Annotated in this window: 24 protein-coding genes and 1 pseudogene; 13 read left to right on the forward strand and 12 right to left on the reverse strand. The window is 63.2% G+C overall.

All coding sequences use genetic code 11. The features are described 5' to 3' along the window. Nucleotides 1–941 precede the first annotated feature (941 nt). Together AB0H64_RS35820 and AB0H64_RS35825 are read left to right on the forward strand one after the other, a co-directional pair. The gene (locus tag AB0H64_RS35820) at nt 942–1,376 is read left to right on the forward strand and encodes a very short patch repair endonuclease (protein ID WP_357633901.1); all 435 of its coding nucleotides are present in this window, start codon (nt 942–944) and stop codon (nt 1,374–1,376) included. 1,369 nt (nt 1,377–2,745) lie between these two features. Next, nucleotides 2,746–3,960 carry a DNA cytosine methyltransferase gene (locus tag AB0H64_RS35825; protein ID WP_357633702.1) on the forward strand — a complete coding sequence of 405 codons (1,215 nt, stop codon included), beginning with the start codon at nt 2,746–2,748 and terminating at the stop codon, nt 3,958–3,960. On the opposite strand, the gene AB0H64_RS35830 is transcribed toward AB0H64_RS35825, so the two are convergent. The 5 genes and pseudogenes from AB0H64_RS35830 to AB0H64_RS35850 form a co-directional block, all read right to left on the reverse strand. Then, a complete protein-coding gene (locus AB0H64_RS35830; RefSeq protein WP_357633705.1) occupies nt 3,953–4,765 on the reverse strand; it encodes a hypothetical protein in 813 nt (270 codons plus the stop codon). The two genes, AB0H64_RS35825 and AB0H64_RS35830, sit on opposite strands and share 8 nt — an antisense overlap. Before the next feature lie 398 nt (nt 4,766–5,163). Continuing rightward, the gene (locus AB0H64_RS35835; protein WP_357633708.1) at nt 5,164–6,978 is read right to left on the reverse strand and encodes an AAA family ATPase; all 1,815 of its coding nucleotides are present in this window, start codon (nt 6,976–6,978) and stop codon (nt 5,164–5,166) included. Between the two features lie 227 nt (nt 6,979–7,205). After that, nucleotides 7,206–7,987 (reverse strand): annotated as a pseudogene (locus AB0H64_RS35840) (transposase family protein). A gap of 581 nt (nt 7,988–8,568) precedes the next feature. After that, on the reverse strand, nt 8,569–9,051 hold the full coding sequence (locus AB0H64_RS35845; protein ID WP_357633710.1) for an NUDIX domain-containing protein: 483 nt from the start codon (nt 9,049–9,051) through the stop codon (nt 8,569–8,571). A 10-nt stretch (nt 9,052–9,061) separates the two neighbouring features. Next, the gene (locus AB0H64_RS35850; protein WP_357633712.1) at nt 9,062–9,331 is read right to left on the reverse strand and encodes a GntR family transcriptional regulator; all 270 of its coding nucleotides are present in this window, start codon (nt 9,329–9,331) and stop codon (nt 9,062–9,064) included. A 96-nt stretch (nt 9,332–9,427) separates the two neighbouring features. On the opposite strand from AB0H64_RS35850, the gene AB0H64_RS35855 reads away from it, so the two are divergent. Then, complete coding sequence (locus tag AB0H64_RS35855) at nt 9,428–9,637, forward strand: hypothetical protein (protein ID WP_357633715.1); 210 nt, start codon at nt 9,428–9,430, stop codon at nt 9,635–9,637. 281 nt (nt 9,638–9,918) lie between these two features. Here AB0H64_RS35855 and AB0H64_RS35860 read toward each other — a convergent pair whose 3' ends face one another. From AB0H64_RS35860 to AB0H64_RS35875, 4 genes are all read right to left on the reverse strand, one after another. Further along, a complete protein-coding gene (locus AB0H64_RS35860) occupies nt 9,919–10,485 on the reverse strand; it encodes a guanylate kinase (RefSeq protein ID WP_357633718.1) in 567 nt (188 codons plus the stop codon). Beyond that, nucleotides 10,482–10,937 carry a hypothetical protein gene (locus tag AB0H64_RS35865; protein WP_357633721.1) on the reverse strand — a complete coding sequence of 152 codons (456 nt, stop codon included), beginning with the start codon at nt 10,935–10,937 and terminating at the stop codon, nt 10,482–10,484. Before AB0H64_RS35865 ends, AB0H64_RS35860 begins: the two co-directional genes overlap by 4 nt. A gap of 33 nt (nt 10,938–10,970) precedes the next feature. Next, nucleotides 10,971–11,510 (reverse strand): hypothetical protein, encoded by a 540-nt coding sequence (locus tag AB0H64_RS35870; RefSeq protein WP_357633724.1) that lies wholly within the window; start codon nt 11,508–11,510, stop codon nt 10,971–10,973. Between the two features lie 245 nt (nt 11,511–11,755). After that, on the reverse strand, nt 11,756–12,136 hold the full coding sequence (locus AB0H64_RS35875; RefSeq protein ID WP_357633726.1) for a winged helix-turn-helix domain-containing protein: 381 nt from the start codon (nt 12,134–12,136) through the stop codon (nt 11,756–11,758). 150 nt (nt 12,137–12,286) lie between these two features. Between AB0H64_RS35875 and AB0H64_RS35880 the strand changes: the two genes are divergently transcribed. The 9 genes from AB0H64_RS35880 to AB0H64_RS35920 all read left to right on the forward strand — a co-directional run bounded on the left by AB0H64_RS35880 (nt 12,287) and on the right by AB0H64_RS35920 (nt 18,305). Next, nucleotides 12,287–12,616, forward strand: coding sequence for a hypothetical protein (locus tag AB0H64_RS35880; RefSeq protein ID WP_357633729.1), 330 nt, complete (start codon nt 12,287–12,289; stop codon nt 12,614–12,616). Continuing rightward, nucleotides 12,609–13,931 (forward strand): FtsK/SpoIIIE domain-containing protein, encoded by a 1,323-nt coding sequence (locus AB0H64_RS35885; protein WP_357633731.1) that lies wholly within the window; start codon nt 12,609–12,611, stop codon nt 13,929–13,931. Before AB0H64_RS35880 ends, AB0H64_RS35885 begins: the two co-directional genes overlap by 8 nt. 26 nt (nt 13,932–13,957) lie before the next feature. Continuing rightward, nucleotides 13,958–14,638 carry a DUF2637 domain-containing protein gene (locus AB0H64_RS35890; RefSeq protein ID WP_357633734.1) on the forward strand — a complete coding sequence of 227 codons (681 nt, stop codon included), beginning with the start codon at nt 13,958–13,960 and terminating at the stop codon, nt 14,636–14,638. 14 nt (nt 14,639–14,652) lie between these two features. Continuing rightward, nucleotides 14,653–15,000 carry a hypothetical protein gene (locus AB0H64_RS35895; protein WP_357633736.1) on the forward strand — a complete coding sequence of 116 codons (348 nt, stop codon included), beginning with the start codon at nt 14,653–14,655 and terminating at the stop codon, nt 14,998–15,000. Between the two features lie 13 nt (nt 15,001–15,013). After that, nucleotides 15,014–15,184, forward strand: a complete 171-nt coding sequence (locus AB0H64_RS35900) for a hypothetical protein (RefSeq protein WP_357633738.1) — start codon at nt 15,014–15,016, stop codon at nt 15,182–15,184. After that, a complete protein-coding gene (locus tag AB0H64_RS35905; RefSeq protein WP_357633740.1) occupies nt 15,181–15,303 on the forward strand; it encodes a hypothetical protein in 123 nt (40 codons plus the stop codon). The genes AB0H64_RS35900 and AB0H64_RS35905 overlap by 4 nt, the downstream gene beginning before the upstream one ends. A gap of 92 nt (nt 15,304–15,395) precedes the next feature. Beyond that, nucleotides 15,396–16,757 carry a replication initiator gene (locus AB0H64_RS35910; RefSeq protein WP_357633742.1) on the forward strand — a complete coding sequence of 454 codons (1,362 nt, stop codon included), beginning with the start codon at nt 15,396–15,398 and terminating at the stop codon, nt 16,755–16,757. Further along, the gene (locus tag AB0H64_RS35915) at nt 16,750–16,941 is read left to right on the forward strand and encodes a helix-turn-helix domain-containing protein (protein ID WP_253771635.1); all 192 of its coding nucleotides are present in this window, start codon (nt 16,750–16,752) and stop codon (nt 16,939–16,941) included. Before AB0H64_RS35910 ends, AB0H64_RS35915 begins: the two co-directional genes overlap by 8 nt. Further along, nucleotides 16,938–18,305 (forward strand): tyrosine-type recombinase/integrase, encoded by a 1,368-nt coding sequence (locus tag AB0H64_RS35920; RefSeq protein WP_357633745.1) that lies wholly within the window; start codon nt 16,938–16,940, stop codon nt 18,303–18,305. The genes AB0H64_RS35915 and AB0H64_RS35920 overlap by 4 nt, the downstream gene beginning before the upstream one ends. 603 nt (nt 18,306–18,908) lie before the next feature. Here AB0H64_RS35920 and AB0H64_RS35925 read toward each other — a convergent pair. From AB0H64_RS35925 to AB0H64_RS35935, 3 genes are all read right to left on the reverse strand, one after another. Further along, on the reverse strand, nt 18,909–20,906 hold the full coding sequence (locus AB0H64_RS35925; RefSeq protein WP_357633748.1) for a hypothetical protein: 1,998 nt from the start codon (nt 20,904–20,906) through the stop codon (nt 18,909–18,911). 38 nt (nt 20,907–20,944) lie between these two features. After that, the gene (locus AB0H64_RS35930) at nt 20,945–21,235 is read right to left on the reverse strand and encodes a hypothetical protein (protein WP_357633750.1); all 291 of its coding nucleotides are present in this window, start codon (nt 21,233–21,235) and stop codon (nt 20,945–20,947) included. 122 nt (nt 21,236–21,357) lie between these two features. Continuing rightward, on the reverse strand, nt 21,358–22,008 hold the full coding sequence (locus AB0H64_RS35935) for an HAD family hydrolase (RefSeq protein WP_357633752.1): 651 nt from the start codon (nt 22,006–22,008) through the stop codon (nt 21,358–21,360). Nucleotides 22,009–22,306: 298 nt separating this feature from the next. Between AB0H64_RS35935 and AB0H64_RS35940 the strand changes: the two genes are divergently transcribed. Next, nucleotides 22,307–24,190, forward strand: a complete 1,884-nt coding sequence (locus AB0H64_RS35940) for a DUF2075 domain-containing protein (RefSeq protein WP_357633755.1) — start codon at nt 22,307–22,309, stop codon at nt 24,188–24,190. The last annotated feature ends 295 nt before the right edge of the window (nt 24,191–24,485 follow it).

Here is a 24,485-nt window from a genome sequence, read left to right on the forward strand (position 1 = left end):
CTCCGCGCGGTGAAGATTCGACACCTACACCACACCGGAGGCCTCTCCTTTGATCAACCCCCACTGTTAACAACGCTCGTGGTCAATACACCTAGTCGCTGTACAGGCAGAAGTGGCTGGGCGACGACCTTGCGCGTAGCTGAGTGAGCGCAAAGTCGGCCAGGTCGGCGACAGCGTAGGCTGGTACGGCCGCGAGCACCGCTCAACGGCCAGGTCAGGGTCGGTCTCGCCGAGCGGCGTCCGCGCGATGAGACGGCCGGAACGGTTAGACCTTTTCGAACCACGCCAGGGTGTAAACAGGGTCGATTGAGCTCGTCTTTGGAAGTTGGCGCGAGGGCAATCGGTTGTCCACGGTCGTAGCAACTCGTGCTCGATGAGCTCGGCCAATTCCGTACATCACGCCTCACCAGTCCGGGTAACCGGTCGGGCCGCAGGGCCCGCTATGCCCTTGCGGACCGATTCGGAGGGGGTTCGCCGAATATGAGGCGGTTCTGGTGATCGATCGCGGCGCCTAGAGTCCCCCACGTCGGCCGGGCGCCGTCCTGCGGAGCTTCCGGGCCCACACATCTGCGTCGGCGGGCCGCACAGCCCGGTAATCCGCCGACAGGTCAGGCACGCCGGAAGCTCCGGGTCCAAGAATCTGCTGAGGGGGCTGGTGCGGTCGCTGAGCTGTGAGTTGAGGGATACAACCACACATTAGCCGAGGGCGATGCACAACGCCGTCGTAAGTGGAACCGGCGTCGAACCCGGTGAACGTGTCGGTGGCCTCTACTATGCTCGCGCCATGGTCCCCCCTCGGATGACAAGGGTTATGGCCGAGCCCAGCGGCGCCGACCCCGGGGCGTTCCCCCTTGGATGAGGACATCGGGAATTACAGGGATTCTGGCGGACAGGAGGATTGCATGCAGCCCCTGGAATCTACTCCTGAGGTTAGCCACCGTATGAGTCGTCAACGCAGTAGGAATACCCAGCGTGAGCTACTACTCCGTAAAGAGCTTCACCGCGCCGGCGTCCGCTTCCGCGTACATCGACGGCCTCTGCCTAATCTACGTCGTGAGGCCGATGTAGTGTTCGGTCCCGCTCGTGTAGCGGTATTCGTGGATGGGTGCTTCTGGCACGGCTGCCCAGAGCATGGGACCTGGCCAAAGAGAAACGCTGATTTCTGGCGAGAGAAAATTGCCAGGAACCAAGAGCGTGATCGAGACACTGATAGGAAGCTGATTGACGCTGGCTGGATTCCTGTCCGTGTCTGGGAACACGAGGATACTACAAGGGCGGCCGAGCACATAGTGGAAACCGTACAGGAGCGGCGCGTGGCATTGAGAGCACAACCCAAGTCAGGACATAACATTGCAAGGAAAGACGTGTCCGCCTGAAGGCGGTCGCCGCACGTGTCCGTTTGATGGCGACTAAGTCGTACGTCGACGCCACCGCGAGTAAACGGCATTCGACTGGCTTCATTCGGAAGTCGGGATTGAGCCCACAAGATACCACCGCCCGCCAGCGTTCCGCACGTTACTGACACGCTGCAAATAGGAAAGGCTTGCGCTCACTGCATCAGGGGAAGCATCTAGCCCTAGATCTTGTAGTCGCTCAGCGATCTCGTTGCGGGTGAGCGGATGTTCAGCTGCGGCCAAGATGCTTCTCACCCCGGGAGTGACGCGAACCTTCCTTGCGTACCGAGGTCCTGGCGCCGAGCGGCTCGGCGGTGGAGGCGGAGGCGTATCGCCGCTGATGCGTGCCAGGGAGAGAGCAAGGCCGTACTCTTCGTCACGGAGCTGTTGAAGCCTCTCGCATGTAGTGGCAATCTCGCGCCTGACTTCCACGAGCCGTTGCCTTATGGCTTCAACTTCCTCCACCAGGACAAGTTACCAGGAGACTGTGATTGAGCTCTTTCCTGTCTGATGGCGCTGGCTGGGTGGGAGACTCAGGGGTTGGCGGATGCGAGGAAGTATGCGACAATCCGCAGTCAACCAAGCCGCCGTCCGGCCGCGCCATCGGCTCTTGGCTGAATTCATCCGCAGCGAGCGCATCGAACGATGCTCGTCGGGTGGGTGAGTCAGTACCGGCCCAGCAACTATGTTGGGTCTGATCTCCCGCGGCGATACCTACGCCCCTTCTCGCCCGACGACTTCGCTGGCGACGCTTGCTGCTACCGCGTGAGCAGCCAGGCCGGTATACACCGTGCGCGCATGGGTCTTATCCCCATTTGACCGGTAGCGGTCAGTGAGCGGATCGTACCCCGGTGGCAAATGGGGCGGTATGCGGTGAATGTGCATGTGTCGGCCGACGTCGGCGGGCCGACGGGGGCCTCCGTCGATCCTGCCGGCCTTTGAGCAGTGCCGACATGAGGGCTTCGCGGGACATGGGCGATCAAGGCCCCGGCGATTCGGTTGTCGTCCTATTCAACGAAATCGCCATTGGCCTCGGCTCTTCTGGGAGGACAGTGGGACGTTGTCTCCGCACACCGTCCCACCCGAGGCTATTGGTGATCGTGCCGTTGTAGCCCTCGAAGACCGGGATGTGCAGACTAAGCAGCGCTGCTGGCTCCACCATTGGGATCGGGCTGATGCGCGCATCTGTCTCACGGCTCATCCAAGGCGGCGCTGCACGGATGAAGAGGTCTCCGGGGGCGCACCGGCTTGACTTTACTTGACTTGACTTGAAGTCACGGTGTAATCTCGGGGAGGCTCGGATGACTGCGACGCCTAGGTCGTGATCGCTCAGTAGGGTAGGGAGGGCTTGGTGGGTTTTCCCGCGGGTCGCGTCGTCGACCTGTTCTCAGGTGGCGGCGGCATGAGCTGTGGATTTCAGGCGCATCCCTCCTTTGAGCTCGTAGGTGCGGTAGATGTCGAAGTAGGCAAGCCGAGTACTGGCCATGGCGCCATCGAATGTAACGCTACTTACGCCGCAAATATCGGAATCGCGCCTCTGGCGACGGATCTAGCTGTTACCCAAGCCGATGAACTCGCAGAGCAACTTCTACCGGCCGGATTTGGTGACCTGGAAATACTCCTCGCTTGCCCTCCGTGCACAGGTTTCTCCCGGGCGGTTTCAAGAAATTGGGCAGAGGATGACCCAAGAAATTCATTGGTTGCTCGCGTTGCGGACCACGTGGCTCTCCTGAAACCGCGTATTCTGATGATGGAAAATGTTCCGCAGCTTCTGAGGGGAAACTTCCGTCACCACTTCTCAGCACTGCGGACAAGCCTGGTCGAAATGGGCTACAAGGTGTATGCAGAGTCTCATGTCCTGAGCCGTTTCGGGCTGCCGCAGCAGAGAGAACGTGCTCTGGTGATCGCCGTTGCCCCCGGCCTTCCTCTGTATACTCTTGAAGACCTTTGGAAGGGATATGAAGTCAGCCCTAATGCAGTCACCGTCAGAAGGGCTATTGAGCACCTTCCTTCGATAGGAACGGGGGAGACGCACATCGATGATCCCAACCACACCAGCAGCTTGCTCAAGGGCGAATCCCTTGCCAGAGTCAAAGCGATACCGAAAAATGGCGGCAGCTGGCCGGATCTCCTTGGAGATCCGGCTGTCGAAAAATACCTGATTCCTTCGATGTGGAAGGCGGTTAAAGCGGGACGGCTGAACTCCTACTGTGATGTCTATGGGCGCATGGCTTGGGACAAACCCGCTCCCACAATCAAGCGCGAGTGTTCGCACGTAGGCAACGGGCGCTATTCTCATCCTGAGCAAGATCGCCTCTGTACTGTCCGGGAGCTGGGAATTCTCCAGGGATTCCCGAGCGAGTACCGGTTTGTCGGTGCAAGCCGCAAGAACCTTTATAGGCAGATAGGCGACGCGGTACCGCCTCTCATATCTCATCAGTTGGCTTGGGTCGCTCACTGGATTCTCACTGGGCAGAAGCCGAATCTTGACCAGGTGGTCCTTTCAAACACCTCACTGAAAGTGGGCGACTTTGTTGCCGTTGACAAGCAACTTGTAGTTATGTGAACAAGGTGTCAGCTAGCGGTGCACCGAAGCGAGGGACTATCCACTTTCCGTGATGGATGCAGTACTTGAGCTGGAACCAGATTCGTACCTTTTCTACACTTGAGTCGAGAAGCATCCTGAAGAGTCTGTCACCGTTCTCGGGATGGATGAAGTCGGCGCCGAAGCTGATGCCCTTTTTCGAGCCCCTGTCGGTTTTTGAGAACATGTGCGCCTGTGCGCTCGAAATGGGCTCCTTCAGAAGTTGCATGGGAACCTCTTCAAGGCTGTAGACGAAGCACTCCGGCCGTGACTCCGCACGCATTACAAGGATACGGTCATACCCGCTCATGTGATGTGGGATGCGCTCTCGGACCTGTGTAGCGCAGGCTTCAGCGGTAGTTGCTTCGCGTACCCAGCGCGCTTCGGAGAGCTTCTCAATTTTCAGTTGATTGGTGCTTAGCTTTTTCGCGGCTTCCGTCTTCAGGGACCACCGTTCGCTGTTACCGAAGACGTCGTAGGCGGATTCTCCGGGGGCAGGATTGAGATCCGCTTCATTATGTCCTTGAGCAATTAAACATCGCTTCATGACGTACTCAAAAGGCTTCTTATTGAGGGGCGCCTCGTGATTGGAGTGGTGCAGGCTGAGCAGGTTCGCCATTTCCTCGGCGAATCGTTCCTCTACAATCCCTACGTTGTTTCCTGGGATGAACTGCACCGTGATCCCGAGGCTCCTTACCATGGCTGCGACCGTTTCAAGCTGGCGTGGTGTAAGGAGGAAGAGCCCAGCGTGGATGTCATCGATGATGGCTTGCTTGGAGTCGGTCATGATCAGAGCCTAGGCCGTCATCGGGTTGCTTGATTCACGATGGAGGCAGAGGAAGTGTGAACCGGCTGGAGTGCAGGTGTATCGGTGCAGCTCACTGGATCAGAAGGGGACGCTGGCACGAAGAGCGCGAAGTGCGCCAGAGAGCCTAGAGGGCCGATTGGCCGGCGAACGGCTCCTGCGGAGGGAACGACCCCACACGTACGATGGACGGTGCCGGCAGTGGGTGGCTCCGCAGCCCGATGAGCGTGACCTGAAGGCTTCGCTATGGCGCTAACACTTGTCAGAGTAAGGCGACCATTTTGCTTGCAGTCTCAATGTCGATGCGCGGATGTCCTCCGACTGGCGGATCGCAGCATAATTTACCGCGTCGATAGACACTGGCGGTCTGGATATTCTGGCTAGGCTTGTTGCGCAAATTTTTGCACGCGCTCCCTGATCTGTCTCAGTTCGGAAGCATCATCGTCAACTCGGGCAAGCGCTCTTTCCTGCTCTCCCAAAACTTCCGAGGAATTGACGGGTTCCCATGCGCTGCGCCCCAATGCCTTTCGTGTTAGCTCGACCCAAAAACTCTTAGCCTTATCGATAGCTCCGGTCTCACCGGTCATTTCGAGGAGTAGAGATTCCGGATCCCTTCCTGGAAGGTAATCGAGATTTGTGTGACACCAGCCAAGTATGGTTCGTAGCTGGAGAGCCTTTTCTCCTGGTGCAGACTGACCGCCCGATCCATTCAGAGAAAGTTTGGGGGCGCCGTTCAACATCTCCTTCACGAAGATTTCCAAATCCGCGTCAGATACCTCCTCTACACTCGTGCGGTGATTTTTCGATGCCTGATCACCGTCAAGTAGTATGAGACAGTTCATGTTTCCGGATAGAGCGAATGCTGGGATGAAGTGTTGTTGGATGGAATTCGTTCCTCCCGGGATGGCTTGGATCTCCAGCTGAGAGCTAAATGATTCTCCTAGGGGGCGAATAGCGCGCCTTACGATCGCAGCAGCGAGGCGATCCTCGACATAGATAGTTTTGGTACGTTCCTTCGGAACTCCTAGGCGGAAGAAGGCCTCTGTGGCTTCTGACTCCTGGCTGATGAGCTCGACCTTGCCGTCTGTGTCGCTAGAGTGAAAAACCTTGATCGCTCTAGCGGGTAGGTCACGGACGATCTCTGGAGAGTGGGTCGATATGACAACCTGGTGGAATCTGGCTTTGGCCTGTTGACACAAGAAATCCATCAGTTTGCGCTGGGCGCCGGGATGAAGGGATACTTCAGGCTCATCCAGCAACACCAGGGATCGCTCGGGTGCTTCAGTCACATGGTTGACGAGCATCGCTACGGCGAACTCGCCGCTCCCAGCAAAAGCTTCCGAGTATTGCAATCCGGAAGCTTTCATCATTATGGTTGCGCCTTCAACGCCAAAGTAGGTGTGTTTCAATATCAAGACCGACTCATAATTCCGCCCTAGTATGGCAGAGATTGCCTGACGTTGGAGTTCGGTCATTTCTTTGGCGGCCTCGACGATCCTCTCCCGTCGATGCATTACATGGCTTTCTCTACCTGTCTTGAAAGAGAATGCCAGCTGTGACGACCTTCTCCGAATAAATGCCTTCTTTTCCGCTAGGGTATTGACCCTTCCGTCGAAAGCGGCATGAAAGAAATATTTGTCGTAAGCGGAGAGCTCGGAACGGAAGTCGAGATATACGACATTCTTCTGGATGGCTTTCCAGCGAGTCTTGCTTCTTTCTGGTGGTAGTTTGTCCCCTTCGCTGAATCTAGGCATGTGGGCCATCCCGTCTTGAATGAGTGGGCGTGCTGGCTCAAAATAGTCGGGATCATTCGCCCTTTCGATACGGCTTTTGACCACCTCTACTACCTCGCCAACACTCCTGGCGACGTATCCATGAATGAACCTGTGGCGATCGGCGGCCTTTATCGGATCAAGGTCGGTGGAGAACCAGTATTGCCCGACATTGTAAAGGTCGGGGCATCCTTGCAGTGCGCGCAAGATGGCGGTTTTATTTGTTCCGTTAGCACCTACTAGGACGGTGATTGGGTGCACAAAATCGATTCGCGTCCCTTCCCTTAGGTTGCGGAAGTGAGGAAACCTGATGTATTGAATAAAGGGTTCGAACTTGCCGGCCCTCAGGATTCCTGACAAATCCTGATGAACTTTCTTCATGATCACCTGATCGTTGGTAAGAGGAGTGTTGAGGTCGTTCACGTCATGATAGTCCGACTTGGAGTAACGTGTGGCAAGTCTTGGCGTTATCGTGAACGGCGAACACTGGGATGGCTCTCAGAGCGCTGTTCGATGCACTCCTTGCGCTCCTAGACGTGACTGCGCCGAGGCCTAGGCGTTGCGCATGCCCCTCTGGGGCAATCTGGGCGAAGGCCTGCGGATTAGACATTCGTTCCACATATCTCGTGATCAGTCACTCTTAGCGCTTTTCATCCTGAGTAGCGGTCTTCTTCGATGAGCTGCAGGACGAGGATGGCCTGCACGATCGTGGCGGCGTGGTGCGGGCAGCAGCGCAGCCGGGTCATGATCTTCCAGCCTTCAAGGTGGCAACGGCGCGTTCCCCGCAGGCGCGGATGCGAGCATGCGCGCGGTTGACCGAGCGCTGATGGCGCGACAGCGGCGGCCGCAGCCGATGGCCTTTGAACGGCGTGCGGATGCTGCCGCCCGCGCCTTGATATCGCTTGTCGGCGAAGGTCTTGACCCCTGCGGCGGTCAGCGCGTCGATCAGGCCGGTGGCGCATGCCGCGGTCAGGTCATGCGTGGCACCGGGCAGCGCAGGTGAGGCCCATACGAGCCGGCCGGACGGATCGGCCAGGACCTGCACGTTCACGCCGTGGCGCCGGTGTCTACCGGAGTAGTACGGCCGTTCATCGGCCAGCCGGTCGATCGGAATCAGGGTGCCATCCAGGATGGCGTAGGCCAGCCGACCGGCGCGTAAGACGGCGGCGTGGACGTCGTCGGCGAGCATGGCGAGCAGGTCGACCGCCTCGCGGACGTAGCGCCAGGCGGTGCTGCTCCCGATGCCGAAGCCCGCGGCCAGACGCGCGTAGGTGTCGCCGTTGCGCAGGTGGGCCAGGACCAGCAGGGCTTGCCAGGACGCATCCAGACGCCGCCACCGGCAGCGGCGCTCGGCACGCCGGACGCGGAGCAGCTCGGCCAGGCGAATCAAAGTGTGATTGGACAGCGCAATCGCGGCAGGGTAAGACAGCAGCGAGGCTCTCCGGTAGAGGCATCGGATCTTGGTCGACTGCTGTCTTACCGAGAGCCTCTTCTTGTGCCAACCCGTCCAGGCGCCCCCCTGCGGACCAGCGTGATCAGGTTGGAAAAGCTTCTCTGAAGTTGGGCTCTCCGTCTCCTGGTAGGCAGCCGTCAGCCGTCGTTGCACGGTAGGGGCTGAGGAACGAAGCCTTGGACTTTCGATCGCCCTCAAGCTGTGCGGTGACAAGCCATAGCGCGATCACAGCCTGCATCGGCATGGCGGCTCTCGATTGCCCAGCCACAGCGAAGACGGATAGGCGTGGCATCAAACGCACATTCGAGGTAGGTCGAGCAAGATCTGGTCTTGTTGCGTCTCGGGCACACGGGCGGTGCGTGCCCGGACCGGCCGAAGAGCCGCAGCCGGGCGCGCTTGCCGACCGGTGTGCCCGGCGGGCAGCCGTAGGCTGGCCGCTTTAAATGCGTGGAGAAAGTACTCATCCAAACGGCGATCATGGCTGTGGCCTGGGCCTTGTCTCGTCGCTTTCGGTCTGGTTCGGTTGCTGCTTGGCGCTGGATCAGGGCGGTCGGCTGCGTTCAGCCGATGTGTGGACCTTGGCCTCCGTCCGGCTGGAGGTAGTGGCTGATGCGCAGGCTCATCGAGCGATCCATCCGGTAGTTCGTTACCTCATCCCGCGGAACCCAGCGGACTTCGCGAGACTCGGCGCTGGGTGTCGGCTCGCCGGCAACGGCTCGGGCAGTGAGGACGATGGAGAACTCCTGCCGGACCTCGCCGTTGCTGGTGTAGAGGATGACGTGGTTGGGGTCGCTGTAGGTCCCGACGAGCCCTGTGACCTCGCAGGTGATGCCCGTTTCTTCCAGCGTCTCGCGTACGGCTGCTGCCGGGATGGACTCGCCGAGATCGACGGCCCCGCCTGGTAGGGCCCAGTTGTCGTTGTCGGAGCGGCGGATCATGAGGATGTGGCCGGCCTCGTTGGTGACGACGACGTTGACCGAGGGGACGAGGCTGTTCGCGGCCGGCGCTTGCGGGTCGTTGTAGAAGTCGATCCTGCGAGTCACGGTCCGGAGCCTACTTGCTGGACGCTTCGCCTTCCGGCGGCTTGGCGTCGCTTGGTTGGCTGACGAAGCTGCCGAGTCCGCGGACGGTGTAGATGGTGTCTTCTTCGCGGAGGGCTCGCATCACCTTGTGGGCGGTCATGCGGGCGATGCCGAACTCCTGCATCAGATCGTTCTCGCTCGGCACTCGTGAGCCGGGGCGGTAGACGCCGGCGGCGATGCGCTCACGGATCACGTCGGCGACCTGCTCCCAGCGAGGCCGGTCCTGGCGGAACTCGATCATGACGTCACTGTAGGAACCCGTATCGCCCCATCGTTTTCCGGATGGCCCTATGGAGCCCTATAGACAACCCATCTGAGCTTTGCTTACGCTGGCCTCATGGCACTCCCCGGTTGCGACCTTGACGCACTTCGCGCCACGTTCCCTGGCTGGTTCTTCTTCCGTAGCGATGCTGGCGCCCTTTACGCGACCAGGAGAGGCGCTCCGCTTCGCAACGCGGAGATCGACGCGGGGCTTGAGCAGACGGTCAGCGCCGACGATTACGTGACCCTCGTGGCACTGCTGCAAGCGCAGCAGGTTCGGCAGTGATGCGGCGGCGTCATGGACGTGTATGACTACCACGGGCCGCACGCTCATCCTCCCCAGCCGTGGGCTGAGCCGGTGGAGTGGGAGCGGAGCCTGCCGCGCGCCGACCGGTTGCGCGTGCGTGATCACACATGCTGGTGCCAGCGTCCACACTTCGAGCTGTGTACGGCGGGCGGGTTGTGGTTCGTCCGGCGGATGTTGGCTGGAGCCCAGGCTGACGTCGTCGAGACAAGCTGGATGCGGGAGCGTGCGGCGAAAGACCTATGGCATCGGATCTTGAGCGGTCAGGCGCGATGACCGAACGGCGGCGCCTCCTGCCGGAGAATGGCCTCGGTTATCTGCCGCGCCGCTTCCTCGGGTGCGACCTGGTCGGTACGTATCCGCAGCGAGAAGAGGTCGGTGTCGTGCGCTTGCAGGTCGAGCAGGGTTTCGTCCCATGCGCTCAAACGCCTGGCAGTGTCGCCGTCACCCCGTTGCCGGGATCGCCGCTCACAGACATCACGCGGTACCCACAGCAGGACGAGCAGCCAAGGGCCGGCTTCGGCCAGGCGCAGGACGTCAGGGATGTTGCCCATGTGAACGACCGGCACTCGTCCCGTCTGGGCCAGCTGCTCGATCTGGTAGCGGTCGATGGCGTAGACGTTGCCGTAGCGGTGGGTCTCCGCGAGCAGCCTTCCGGCGGCTCGCAACCGGGCGAGGTGTTCGGAGGTGACGAAGTCGTACTCGGCGCCCCGCCGGTTGCCGGCCTTGAGCTTGCGCAACAGGACGAACCTCGGATCAAGAGCCGTCAGGGCCGTGGTGGTGGTGCTCTTGCCGCTGGCCGGCGGACCGTACAGGACGATGCCCCTCACGAGAGAATCCGCTTGAGGATCTCTCGAGTCTGGTCGGCCAGGCTGATCGCTGCGCCGAGACGGTTGTCCACGGTGATGTGCGCGGTGGGTGGACAGGTCTCGGTGTTGAGGCCGCTGGTGTAGGTGTCCCAGTTGTCGAGCTTCCAGCAGTCGCGGGCGGCACCGCGGAACTCGATGTACTCGCGCATGGACTCGGCGTCGCAGCGCACCCACACCACGGCGACGTCGATGCCTTTGGCGGCGCAGCGGTTCGTCAGGCGGGAGACCCAGTCCGGGTCGGCCAGCTCGGCGATGAACGGGGCCGACAGGATGGCCGAGGTGCCGACGTTGAGATTGTCGAACGCGGTCTCCATCAGGCAGCGGTACTCCAGCGGCCGAACCTCGCGCAGGTACAACTCGGTGTGCCGGTCGTGCGGGTCGCCGCCGAGGGAGACGAGCAGGCGTTCGACCATGGCGCGGGTGAGGGAATCCTTGTCGAGGAAGGCTCAGCCGGTGATGTCGGACAGGAACCGGGAGAACTCGGTCTTGCCGGATCCGGCGTAGCCGCCGACGAGGGTGAGGATCGGCTTCGGGCTGCCTTTGCCGTGCCGGCGGCGCCAGGCGTCGACTACGCGGTTGAGGAGTGCGTTCTGCTCTGCGTTGGAAGGGCTGCCCGACACTTTGATGAGGGTCTGTTCGATGACCTGGGCGGCGGCGTTGTCGGCTGCGGGGTCGGTGGGGGCGGGCAAATCCGAGATGGAATTTTCCACTTCGGTTATTTCGCCGGGTAGTGGTAGGCGGAAACCTAGCTTGGGCTCAGTTGCCTGATAGAGGAGGCAATACGCCCGCCGGTAGTGCGGTCCGGGATATACCGATCCCTGCTCGTGTGCCCAGAGTGTCTGGAAAATGGCGGCTGGTGCGACGAGGCCGTGCCGGTAGGCGACCTGTCGGAGCTGGTCACCTGCCGCTTCGAGGGTGAGGCCGTGCGCTTCGCGGTGCTGGCGCAGCAGCAGAGGGCGCCATCCGGGGCGCTGGATTGTCTTCATCGCATCCTTTTGCGCACTTTGAGAAGCGGGCATGTGAAAGCGCATGTGTAACCGCCGTGCAGGCAGCAATGAAGAAGCTTAGCTAACGCTTCGTGATACCGAACAGCGCGAATGAGCGATGAACTAACGGCATCCCCGCCGGGATAGAGACCGACCAGAAAGGGGTGCCGAAATGACCGCAAACAAGCGGCTTTTGGACGAGCTTCGCGCCATTCAGGCCGAGATGGAGGAGTTGGCCTGCCGGGTCAGCGAGATCGCTTCCGCTCTTGGAACACGGCCTTCTCCAGATCGGCGATCCGCCCGCCGAGATCAGCAAGAGTCTGGCGCATCTGAGAGAGCTGGTCCATGACGTCCGGCGAGACCGCCCCCTCGGCGCCGGCCTCGACGCTGGCCTCGGCGGCGCCCTCGCGGACGAACACGCCCTTGCCCTGCTGGCCGACGACCAGGTTCTCGGTACGGAGCACGCTGATGGCCGCCTTGACCACGCTCGCGGACACGTCGTAGCGCTGGCAGAGCTGAGCGGTCGACGGCAGCGTCGCGCCGGGAGCGAGTGATCCCGTCCTGATCTGCCTACGCAGGTCGTCGGCTATCTGGAGGTAGCCGGGGCGACCCGTCTTCTCGACCATCCCGTGCCCTTCGCGAGGTTGTCTGCCTCCAGTTCAGCACACCCCATCCGACATGCCAACCAAGTCTTCGTGGAATCCCTTGACAACTTAGAATTCCAAGCGTTCTATGTATGCCAAGAGGTTCACTCCGATCGAACGAAGGAATCCGCCATGCGCACCGTCCCCATCCCTGTGGACACCAGCAAGCTCACGATCACGTGCGTTAAGGCCCCGCGGCCTCGCGTGCTCAACAAGGACACCGGCGAGATCAAGACCGACAAGAACGGCAACACCGTCTACGAGGTCACCGTCTCGGTAGAGGACGAGTTCGGCAGGATCGAGCTCGTCAAGATCGGCATCACCGGCGAACCGCCCATCAGCGCCGGCGACCCGGTCAACGCCGTCGGCCTCGTCGGCTACGTCTGGGAGATCGCCGGCCGCTGGGGGATCAGCTACCGGGCCTCCGCCCTGCTCCCGCTACGGGAGGCCGCAGGTGTCTGACCTGCTCACCCTGCTCGGAGTCTCGGCCGCCATCGCGGCCGGGCTCTGGGCCTGGCACCACTGGCACTACCGCTCCTACTGGCTCGTCCTCGGCTACCCGCTGACCGCGATCAGCGTGTGGGCCACCTGGCGCAAGGTCGCCCTCGGCTGCGGGCTCACCAAGAAGCGCCAGCGCTTTTGGTTCACCACCGTCCCCGGCCTTGTCGCCTCGACTGGCGTCGTCCGCGTCAAGCGCAAGTTCCAGCGCATCGCCGTGGACACCAAGCCGTTCATGTGGCTGCCGATGCCGACTCGGCACGGCTGGCGCGTCACCATCCACACCCTCGAAGGACAGATCCCGGCCGACTACGCCGAGGTGGCCGAACGGCTCGCGCACTCCTGGGGCGTGCACGCCGTCCGCGTCTCCTCGCCCCGCCCCGGCCGCGTCGTCCTCGCCACCACGATGCGCGACCCGCTGGTCAAGGTCGCCGACCTACCGGCCTCGACCGAACTCCTCAAGGTCACCGTGGGCAAGCTGGAGACCGGCGGGCCGTGGGTGGTCGACTTCACGACCGTCCCGCACTGGATCAACGCCGGAGCGACCCAGTCGGGCAAGTCCAACCTGGCCAACGCGCTCATCGTCGGCCTGGCTCCGCAACCTGTGGCGCTGGTCGGGTTCGACCTCAAGGGAGGGGTGGAGTTCACCCCGTACGCGCCGCGCCTGTCCGCGCTTGCCACCACCAGGACCGAGTGCGGGACCCTGCTGGACGACCTGGTCACACTCATGGCCGACCGGATGGGCGTGTGCCGGATGGCCGGGGCCCGAAACATCTGGCAACTCCCACCCGCAGTACGGCCCGTCCCGATCGTCGTCCTGGTCGACGAGCTGGCCGAGCTGTACCTGATGGCCGACAAGTCCGAGAAGGACGAGATCGCCAAGACCTCGACCGCGCTGCTGCGGGTGGCCCAGCTCGGCCGGGCGTTCGGCATCTACCTGTTCTGCTGCGGCCAGCGCATCGGCTCCGACCTCGGCCCCGGCGTCACCGCCCTCCGCGCACAGTGCTCAGGACGGGTCTGCCACCGGGTCAACGACCCCGAGACCGCGACCATGACCCTCGGCGACCTCGACCCGGCCGCGCTCGCCTCGGCCCGCGCCATCCCCGCCGAGACACCCGGCGTCGCCATCGTCGCCGGCCAGGACGGCCAGTGGTACCGCGCCCGCTCCTTCTACGTCACCGAGCAGGCCGCCGAACACGCCGCCCGCACCCACGCCCACCTCGCCCCGGCCTGGGACGAGGTCATGGCCGCCCAGCCGCACGAGATACCAGCCGCCTGACCGCACCCACGAAGGGAGGGACACCGATGCGACACCTCGCCGCCTGGCTTGTGGACACCGGCCCCGTTCTCGTCCTGGCCCTCATCGCGGGCGCCGGCTCGTTCGCCCACATCCGCGACACCGCCAGCGAACACGGCCAGACCGGCTGGATGTCCTGGGCCATCGCCGTCTGCATCGACCTCACCTGCGTCATGGCCGCCCGCGAACGCCAACGCGACAAGAAGACCGGCCGTGAACGGCGCGGCCCGATTTCCTGGCCCGTTCTCGTCCTGGTCGGCGGGATCGTCCTGTCCCTGGCGGCCAACCTGGCCCAAGCCGAACCGACCGCCTGGGGCTGGATCACCGCCGCGACACCCGCGGGCGCGTTCCTCGTCGCCGTCTCGATGCTCGAACGACGGGCTTGCGCTTCGCGTCCGCAAGACGTCCCGCAGACGTTCCCGGTCACAGTCTCGGCGTCCCCAGCCGTCCCCGAGACGCCTTCAGCGGTCCCGGACCGTCCCGCTCTCGTCCCCGCCACCGAGGACGGCCAGGATGACGGGCCCACGCCCGATCCGGCCCTCGTCGACTACGCCCGGCGTGTGGCCGACGAGCACACCGCCAAGCACGGCAGACCTATCACCCGCGATCTGCTCCGCGCCCGCCTGGGCGTCTCCAACCAACTCGCCGCCGATCTGCTCCGCACCATCCACTCCGCACCAACCCCGTGAAAGGACAGCAGCCGATGCCCGACCCACATGCGCGCCTGGCGCTCGTAGCCGGCCTTCGCGCCCTCGCCCAACTCCTCCACGACCGCCCCGACATCCCGGCCCCCCGCTCGATCGACGTCTACCACTTCGCCCGGAAGGCGTCCGACGACGAGATGCGGGCCGAGATCGACCACATCGCGGCCCAGCTCGGCACCACGACTGAAGAGCACCACGGCCACTACTCGACCTTCATCCGGCTCGGCGCCGTCGAGTACCAGGCCACCGCGATCCTCGCCGACTCCCGCGCTCGTCACGCAGCCGCCGAAGCCGCCTACCGGACCGTCTACGACTCCACCGACACCGACCCGGGCCCCACGGCCTGAAGGGATCAATGCCATGAAACTCCGCCTCGACGGCACCCGCCCCGAGATCACCTACAGCATGTTCCGGCTCCGCGAGATCTTCACCGTCACCTCGGTGTCCCGTGCTTACCCGAACCGGCACCGCCCGCGCCAGTACCACATCTACGTCAGCATCGTCCCGCGCGAGACGGACCACAGCCGATGACCAGCGACGTCACGGTCCTCCACTACCGCTGCTGCACCTGCAACGGCACCGGTCTGGACAACGACCGCGACACCTGCCGCGACTGCCACGGCACCGGAATCGACAACCACGGCGCATAGCCGTAGCGCCCCCCGCCTGGCCACACATCCGCCAAGATCCGCGCCAGGCCGGGGGCCATCCACCCAGAACACTGGATAGGACGGAACCCATCTTGCCCCACCCACACGCACTCGCCGGGATGATCACCCGGCTCCACGATCCGAACTACGACCGCTGGGCCCAGCAGATCAAGCGCACCGGCGGCTGCCGCCAGCCCATCCACCTGCGCGGCAAGGTCGAACACTACGACCGCGCCACCGGCCGGCTCCTGCACCGCTACAGCACCCACACCGAACCGGACGGCGTCCTGCGGGTGCCGTGCAAGACCCGCCGAGCCTCCCGCTGCCCGGCCTGCGCAGAGACCTACCGCGCCGACACCTACCAGCTCGTCCGGGCGGGCTTGGTCGGCGGCAAGGGCGTCCCCGAGACGGTCAGCACGCACCCGTGCCTGTTCGTCACCCTGACCGCTCCCTCCTTCGGGACGGTTCATGTCCGGCGGGAGAAGAACGGCAAAGTCCTCCCCTGCCATGCCCGCCGCGACGCCGAGACCTGCCCCCACGGACAGGTCATGTCCTGCACGGCACGCCACTCGGCCGATGATCCACGCCTCGGCGAACCGCTCTGCCCTGAGTGCTACGACTACGAGGGCTCGGTGCTGTTCAACGCCGTAGCTCCAGAGCTATGGCGGCGCTTCACTGAAGCGCTGCGGCGACGATTCGCAAGGACGTGCGGCCACTCCCTGAAGGAACTGCGCGAACAGCTCATGATCTCCTTCGCCAAGGTCGCCGAGTACCAGCGCCGCGGCGTCGTCCACTTCCACGCCGTCATCCGCCTCGACGGACCGAACGGTCCCACCTCGCCGCCGCCGGTCTGGGCCACCGCCGATGCCCTGGAGCAAGCCGTCCAGCACGCGGCCGGCGCGATCACCGTCGAGGTCGAGCCGCTGGCCCGCGTCTTCCGCTGGGGCGCCCAGCTCGACGTCCGCCCCATCACCATGAACGGCGACCTCACCGAACAAGCGGTCGCTGCCTACATCGCCAAGTACGCCACCAAGGCCGCTGAATGCGTCGGCACACTCGATCGGCGCATCCACACCATCGATGAGCTGGCCCTCTACCCGCTGCGCGAACACGCCCGTCGCCTCATCGCCGAATGCCTCCGCCTGGGCGCCCTCGACGAACTGGCCGACCTCCGCCTCACCCAGTGGGCTCACATGCTCGGCTTCCGAGGCCACTTCTCCACCAAGAGCCGCCGCTACTCCACCACCCTCGGCGCCCTTCGCGCCGCCCGGGAGGAACACCAGCGAGCAGAGGAAATCATCACCGGCCGCCTGCCCCTATTCGATGAGGACACCGTCCTTGTCATCGCCCACTGGGAGTACGCCGGAAAGGGCCTGTCCCTCGGCGACCAACTCCTCGCCGCCGCACTCACCGGCACCAGCCTGTCGTACGCGGGCGGTGGTCCTGATGAGTAGGCAGGACAAGCTGCTGACCGTTCCCGAGGTACTCGAGGAACTGGGCGGAGTCTCGCGCCGCACCTTCTACCGCTGGCGCGAACTGGGACGTGCACCTGCGTGCATCCGGCTCCCCAATGACGAGCTACGCGTCTGGCGGAGCGATCTCCTGGCTTGGCTCGACTCCCGTCGGGAGGTCGCGTGAACACCACATACGACGTGAAGCTCAGCCAGATCCAGCAGCGCTCCAACCGCGGCATGCCGACCTACGTCGCCCGCTGGCGAGTGGCCGGCAAGGAGAAGTCGAAGAGCTTCCGCACCAAGGGCCTAGCCAACGCCTTCATGTCCGACCTGCGGCAGGCGGCCAAGGCGGGGGAGGAGTTCGACGTTGTCACCGGTCTGCCGGTGTCGATGCTGGCACCGCAGTCCTCAGGGCCGTCGTTCTTGGAGTTCGCTCAAACGTACGTTCTTCGACGCTGGAGCACCTCAGCGGCCAGGACCCGCGAGACGGACGCGTACGCGCTCCTGACACTCGTTCCTGTCCTGGTGTCCGATGCGCCACGCCGTCCCTCCACTGAGGAGCTCCGGGAAGTCCTTCGGATCCACGCGCTCCTCCCGGAAAAGCGGCGGGCCAGCATGACCACGACACAAGCCGCGGCTCTGAACTGGTTGGAGAGGGCATCCCTCCCGCTGTCGGCTCTGGGCGAGGCGCATGTTATTCGTACGGCTCTCGATGCCATCTCGGTCACTTTCACAGATGCGCCGGCGGGCGCGAACACGGTGCGCCGCAAGCGCGCCATCCTCCATCACCTCTTGGAGCACGCGGTGGAGCAAAAGGTGTTCAGCAGCAACCCGCTGGACGGGATCAAGTGGACTGTGCCCAAGGCGGTGACGGTCGTCGACCCCCGCACGGTGGTCAACCCTGCGCAGGCGCGGCAGCTCCTCGACGCCGTGCCCAGCGTTGGCCGAAAGCGTGGCCCTCGGCTGAGGGCGCTGTTCGCGTCCATGTACTACGCCGCGCTCCGGCCAGAGGAGGCCGCGGACCTACGGCTGAGGAACTGCACCTTGCCCGAGTCGGGCTGGGGCATGATCGTTCTGGAGAGGGCGCGGCCACAGGGGACGAAGCGCTGGACCAACTCCGGAGAGACCCACGAGTCGCGCAGCCTGAAGCACCGCGCGGACAAGGAGACGCGAGAGATCCCGATCCCACCCGTGCTGGTCGCCATGCTCCGCGAGCACATCGCCGAGTACGGGACGGCCAAGGACGGCCGGATCTTCCGCACCGGCACCGACGGGACCTACTCAAGTTCGGCGTACTCCTATGTCTGGCAGGAGGCTCGCAAACTCGCCCTCACCCCGGCGCAGGTGGCCTCGTCCCTGGCTGCTCGTCCGTACGACCTCCGCCACGCCGCCGTCTCACTCTGGCTGAACGCGGGTGTGCCTGCCCCCGAGGTCGCCAAGCGTGCCGGTCACAGCGTTGACGTCCTGCTCCGGGTCTACGCGAAGTGCGTGGACGGCCAGCAGGAACAGATCAACGGCAAGATCAACGCCGCGTTGGACGACGCATAGCCGACTTCTATCTGCTTCGGCCCCGGCCAGACCGGGGCCGTTCCATAGCCGGCTTACGTCAAGACGCAGAGGCCAGGAGAATCGGCCGGAGTTGCCTGGCGAACTCGATGACGTCCGCCTGGTGATCCCGCCCTGGCGCGCCCTGGTAGAGCCTGATGGAGAGCATCTTGGCGCCGTCAGGTGTCCACGCGGACACGTACGCTCCCCAGGACTCTCCGTCCGCGCGTCTCATAACCGCGCTATATCCTGGGCCAACTCCATTGGGTAAGGAAACGCCCTTATCGGCGATCTTGCGCCGTTCAAGACCGTCCAGCGAAAACTGTAGAGGGTCGTGCAGTTCGATCGACAATCGCACTGGTTCTTTCATGTCCGACGACTTGGATACGGTGCAATAGGAAAAATGGGATACCGAATTTGTTCCGCTCGTATAGAAGTCGTCTAGGCCGGTTGCTCGGGCGATCGCCTGTTTGGAGATCAGACCGCATTCGCCCGGTGATGCGGTGACGGCGCCAAGGGGGCGTCGATCTTGTGGGGGAGGCGGCGACGAGCATGCTGTCGCAATGGCAAGTGCAGTGGCTGCCAGTAAGATCGATCGACGTACCCTCATTCGCCTGCCTCGGGGTATGGGGGCGGTGACGGGCGGAATCCGTCCTGTACGGTGTTGTCGATTTCGCGGAAGATGCCTGAGGCGGGTGACAGTTTCAGCCACTCACGATACGCGTAGTCCTGCAGTGGAGTCATCATGCTGCGAGGTATTATCTCTCCGTCCTTGATGAAGTCCTGCGGCGAGCCCTTGGCATAATTCTCCGACGCATGCGGATGCGTAGTGGCGGCTGTTGTGCTCTCTCCGAAAAGGCCGTGCCGCATCATGGCGTCAGCCGTTAGATCTCTGAACATGTTCTGACTCGTGAACAGAGTCGTCTCCGCCGTGTCTCGGGCCTTCTTTCCGTCCTCGAACTTGATGTCGTCGCCGAGATTCCCCTCAATGTACTCATATCCACCCACAACCCAATCTCCCCCTGGTGTGAGCATGAGCTTGAGCGTGCTGGCAGCAACATCTTTCAACACTTTGCGGGTCTTATCCCTCGCGTCCGCTGTATTGATCTCCGATAGATTCCCCGCATCAACGACGAACTTCAGTGACTTGCTCAAATCCTGGACTCTGGCTTTGAACTCTTCCGCGGTGGCGCCGGCCATGGTGTCCCGGAGGATCTTCTGTCGCTGAGCGTCGACCTCGGCGCTGGTCGCATCCGGATGGCTCTTGTGCCACTTGTCGAAGATCGCTTCATTGGCCTTCTTGATCTGGGCCGCCTGCGCATCCAGGATCATCACGCTGTACTTCCCGTGGCTCTCCATGGTGATCTTGAGCGCCTCCGCATCCTTGAACGCCCAGGTCATGGCGCTCTTCGCGGCTTCGTCACCGAACACGGCGCCGTATGGCTGTTTGCCCGGGAGGATCGGATCTGTGTCAGGAAGAGGAGTGACGCCTACGTTCTCCTTGGTTTCAGGAGAGATCCGATTCACGTCGCTCATGTAGGCGGCGAAGACGCGGGCGGCGCTTTGCCGGGTGTCGGGAAGAGTTCGCTGCGTTCTTGGATCTGCCCAGAAGTGGATGGCCCAGGATGCGATCAAGGCGGACTTGTATCCGCGTGAGCTGCCTGGGGGTTCGCCATGGTCACGGTAAGTCGTGGTCGCGGCCTCGATCGCTCGACCCAGTTCCTGGTTGCCGCCGCTCCATCTGTTCTCCCGCATCAGGAAGGCCAGCGGCTTGCGCGTGGGGTCACTGAAGAAGTCCTGCGCGACCCGGGGATTGTGGGCCAAGGCGGCTGCGATGCCGGGACCGAACCCGATCATGGGCTGCCGCTCGCCGGGCGGCTTCTGCGTGTTGTCGTAGACCTTGTTGGTCAGGTCGAGCAGGAAGGCGTCATCGAACATGCCGTGTCTGAGGAGCCTGTTGACCACGAAGTCGGTCAATGCCTCCTCCTGTGGTGCGATCAACTCGTCGGTGTAGCCCTTGGGCAGCTTCATGGCGCCGACTCCGCGTGATGCTGTCCCCAAGGTCACGCTCAGCGCCGTCACCAAGCGGTCTACTTCGGTGGAGGGCGGGTCCTTCCAGCCACGGCTCAGGGGATTGCCAGGCAAGGTGCGGTAGAGATCGGCTACAAGAGCTTTGAGCTCCGCGGGGCGCATCTCGTTGGCGAAAGCCACGGCGAAGTAGGGATCACGCTGGTGCTTCTCCAAGAGGTCGAGCGCCTTGCCGGTGACGGTCTTGTCACTGAAGTCGCGCTCTTTCCATGCCTGTCGAAGCTGGTCGGCTATGGACTTGGCCGCGGCCGTGCCGCCCGCCGGCGAATGCGACACCCAGAGGGACTCGTCCGCCCAGACCAGACCCTTGTCGAGGCCGATCTTCTGAGTCGCGATGATGAGGTCCAGGCGGCGCTGTAGGTCGGGGACGCGTTGGGCGATCTGAAAGCCGACATCCCTCAACAAGCCGGGCCCGGACATGTTCATGCCGATCGCCCGCAACGCGCCGCTGATCTGCACGTCCACTTCGGCCCAGGCGGACTCCAGGCGCTTGATCTCGCCGATCAGCTGGGTCATCAACGCTGGGTCGATGCCTACCCGGTTCGAAGGGCTCATCAATAGGGCATCCCACGGATATGTGACTGCGGTCGTGCGAGTGTGTCCGGGTTGGCCGCGCCGGACTCGGCGCTGACGGGGGCGGAGTCGATCAAGGCGAGGGCCCGGCTGAAGACGCTGTTGTAGGCCGCTTGCCAGCCTCTGCAGTCCTCGATGAACTTGTCCGCGGCCTTGCCCTTCATCGCGCCGCTTTCGAGCAGGCCGATGAGCTTGCGCACGTCATTGGCGTGCTGGTCGCGTAATCGCTCGATCACGCGTCGAGCGGCGTTGATCTGTTCCTGTGTCGCCATCGTCCGGGTTTCCTCTGGACCTTCAAGGCGGCTATCCCTGGGATCAATGTGACGATAAGCGGAGCTCTCGCTTCCGTCGAGGGGAACGATAGAAGCGGCATAATGGGCAACCATTGTGTGGACTACTGCGTATCACACAGGATCGCGATTGCCTCGATGACGTCGGTGACCACATGGTCGGCTTGGTGCTCGCCGGTTGTACGCGTTCCTCGGTCGATCCAAATCGCACGTAGACCGGCCGTTCGGGCGCCCTCGACGTCTGAGATGAGGTTGTCACCGACCATCCAGCCGCCCCGGGCGAGGCCGGCCCCGCACCGCTCAGCGGCTATGTGGAAGAGGCGGGCCTGTGGCTTGCGGATGCCCTCGACTCCGGACACTGCATATCCGTCGACCGCGTCGGCAAGGCCGGTTCGCCGGAGCTTGCCGAGTTGGTTGTCGGCCATGCCGTTCGTAACGATGCCGACTCGCCACCCCTCGGCGCGCAACTCGGCAAGTCCTGCCAGAACGCCTGGGTAGCAGCGCACGAGGTGCGGCATACGCCGGCGGTAGGCCGCCCACAGTTCATCGACTGGTTCCGACAGAGCGAAGTGCTCGCGTACCTTGCCGAAGAAGACCTCTCGATGCGGGTACCCGTCTCGATCCAGAGAGACGAGCCAGGCCACGCCCTCAGGTCCCAACCGCCAGTGCTCGGCGAACTCCTCGGCCCAGCGGAAGAACGCGGCGTCGAGGTCAATGAGGGTCCTGTCGAGGTCGAAGAGGGCGAGGCGCTGCACGAGGCCACCCTAGATGTGAGCATCTCGCCGGCGCCGACCGTCCCTGATCCGATATATCCCATCAGGGATGCCCTCCGAGTCATCGCGCGATATCGAGCGATCAGGAACCTCCGGTCGCGTACAGGTGACGTCCGAGGATGCCGTTCCACGCCCTTGATTGGCTGATCGGGGATTGGATTAAGCGAAGATCCCGGTAATCTTCAGGACGTATCGGTGATGCGGCCCGACGGGCTTCCGCTCTGATGGCGGACACGCCCCCATACCGCACGAGTCTTTCGTGCTGCCTGGGGGTAGATCCGTGGCCGTTTTCCGGCATTCGGCGGAAAGTCTGGTCCAGCTGGTGTCCGAGTCGGTGCCCGAGCGCGTCCTCAGTGATGTGATCGCCGACTACCTGCGCGCCACCCAAGGGATCAATCCAGGCAGGAGTGAACGCAAGTCCTGGGATCGGAGCATCCCGATTCTGGCCCGGGACCTGGTCGAAGCCGGCCTGGGTGACGTCGAGATGCTCATCGAGTACCAGCTCCCGTTAACCAGCAAGCGGGCGGACGTCATCCTCGCTGGATGCGACCGGCGGACAGGAGCGGACTCCTACCTGATCGTCGAGCTCAAGCAGTGGAGCCAGGCCGAGCTGTACGAGGACGACGCCAACATGGTTCTGGTGTCGGGCATGGGGGACCGGCCCAAGCTTCACCCGGTCGTGCAGGTGCGGGGCTACTGCGAATACCTGGCCGATTTCGCCGGGGCCCTGGACCAACACCAGAACGCGGTGCGCGGGGTCGCTTACCTGCACAACGCCAGCGATCCGGACATCCACGATCTCTACGATCACGTCGAAGACGAGCGCACCCGGCTCTTCAGCAAGACCCGTCGGGGTCAGTTCGTCGACTACCTCAAGGCGCAGTTCGCGCCCGAATCCGGTGCCGCGGCGGCCGATCGCCTGCTGTCCAGCGCAATCCGCCCGTCGAAGCAACTGCTGAAGGTCGCTGCGGGTGAGATCAAGAACCGCGATCAGTTCCGCCTGCTGGCCGAGCAGCGCCTGGCGTACGAGATGGTCCTGCACGCGGTGGAGAAGGCACGGGCGGGCAACTCGAAGCAGGTTGTGATCATCACGGGAGGCCCTGGTTCTGGCAAGAGCGTCATCGCGCTGTCCCTGCTGGGCGAGCTTTCTGACCGCGGCTACTCCGCTCTGCATGCCACAGGTTCGCGCTCCTTCACCGAGACGATGAGGCGCGTTGTCGCCAAGGGTTCGACTCGGATGAGGGCGATGTTCAAGTACTTCAACAACTTCATGACTGCCAACCCCAACGAACTCGATGTGTTGATCTGCGACGAGGCCCACCGCATTCGCGAGACCTCGGCCAACCGGTTCACCAAGTCGACCGAGCGGACGGGTCGGCCACAGATGGACGAACTGATTGCCGCCGCGAGGGTGCCGGTGTTCCTGCTGGACGAGCATCAGGTGGTACGGCCGGGTGAGATGGGACGCGTCGCTGACATCACTGCCCACGCCCAATCTCTCGGCCTCGCCGTACATCAGGTCGATCTGAACGCGCAGTTCCGTTGCGGCGGGAGCCGCAAGTACGAGGAGTGGGTGCTTCGGCTGCTGGGCCTGGACGGCGACGCTCCGGAGGCATGGTCGGATGACGACCACTTCACCGTCTCCCTCGCCGAGTCGCCCCACGAGTTGGAAGCTCTGCTGAGGAGCCGGCTGGACGCGGGGTACTCGGCACGGATGACGGCGGGATTCTGCTGGCCCTGGAGTGCCCCGAACGGGGACGACAGCCTGGTCGCGGACGTACGGGTCGGCGACTGGACGCGGCCGTGGAACGTCAAGGGTGAGAGGGCTGTGGGAAACGCCCCGGCCAGCGCCTTGTGGGCCACCGCACCCGGCGGGTTCGAGCAGGTTGGGTGCGTCTACACCGCACAGGGCTTCGAGTACGACTGGAACGGCGTGATTTTCGGCCCGGATCTGGTCTATCGCGACGGCAAGTTGGTCACCGTCCGCAGCGCCAGCAAAGACCCGGCACTGGTGCGGAGGGGAGTCAGTGATGAACAAGCGGACCGGCTGATCCGTAACACCTACAAGGTGCTGCTGACCCGCGGAATGATGGGCACCGCTGTGTACTCAGTTGATCCGGCGACGCAGGAGTTCCTGCAAAAGCTGCTGGAGCCACGCGCATGAGTGCCCCGCGGGGGGAGTGAGCCCTTCCTCCGAGGGCAAGTTCGTAGCTTTCTGGAAACGGGACGACCTTGCACAGGTGCCCGGCCTTGTGCGGACAGCAGCGCTGCTTGCGCAGGATGCGCCAGCCCTTGAGTTGGATGTTGGCCCAGCGGCAGCTCTTGCATAGGGAGGAAAGACGCTGCAACGGACAGCATCATGGATGCAGTAAGTAATCGAAGTCATCCTTTACGTGATCGCTCGGATGCTTCCACTAACACCTCTATCGCCGGGATGTAGCTAACGGATCTTTACATCG

This window comes from Nonomuraea sp. NPDC050733 (genome assembly GCF_040654215.1).
GTDB lineage: Bacteria > Actinomycetota > Actinomycetes > Streptosporangiales > Streptosporangiaceae > Nonomuraea.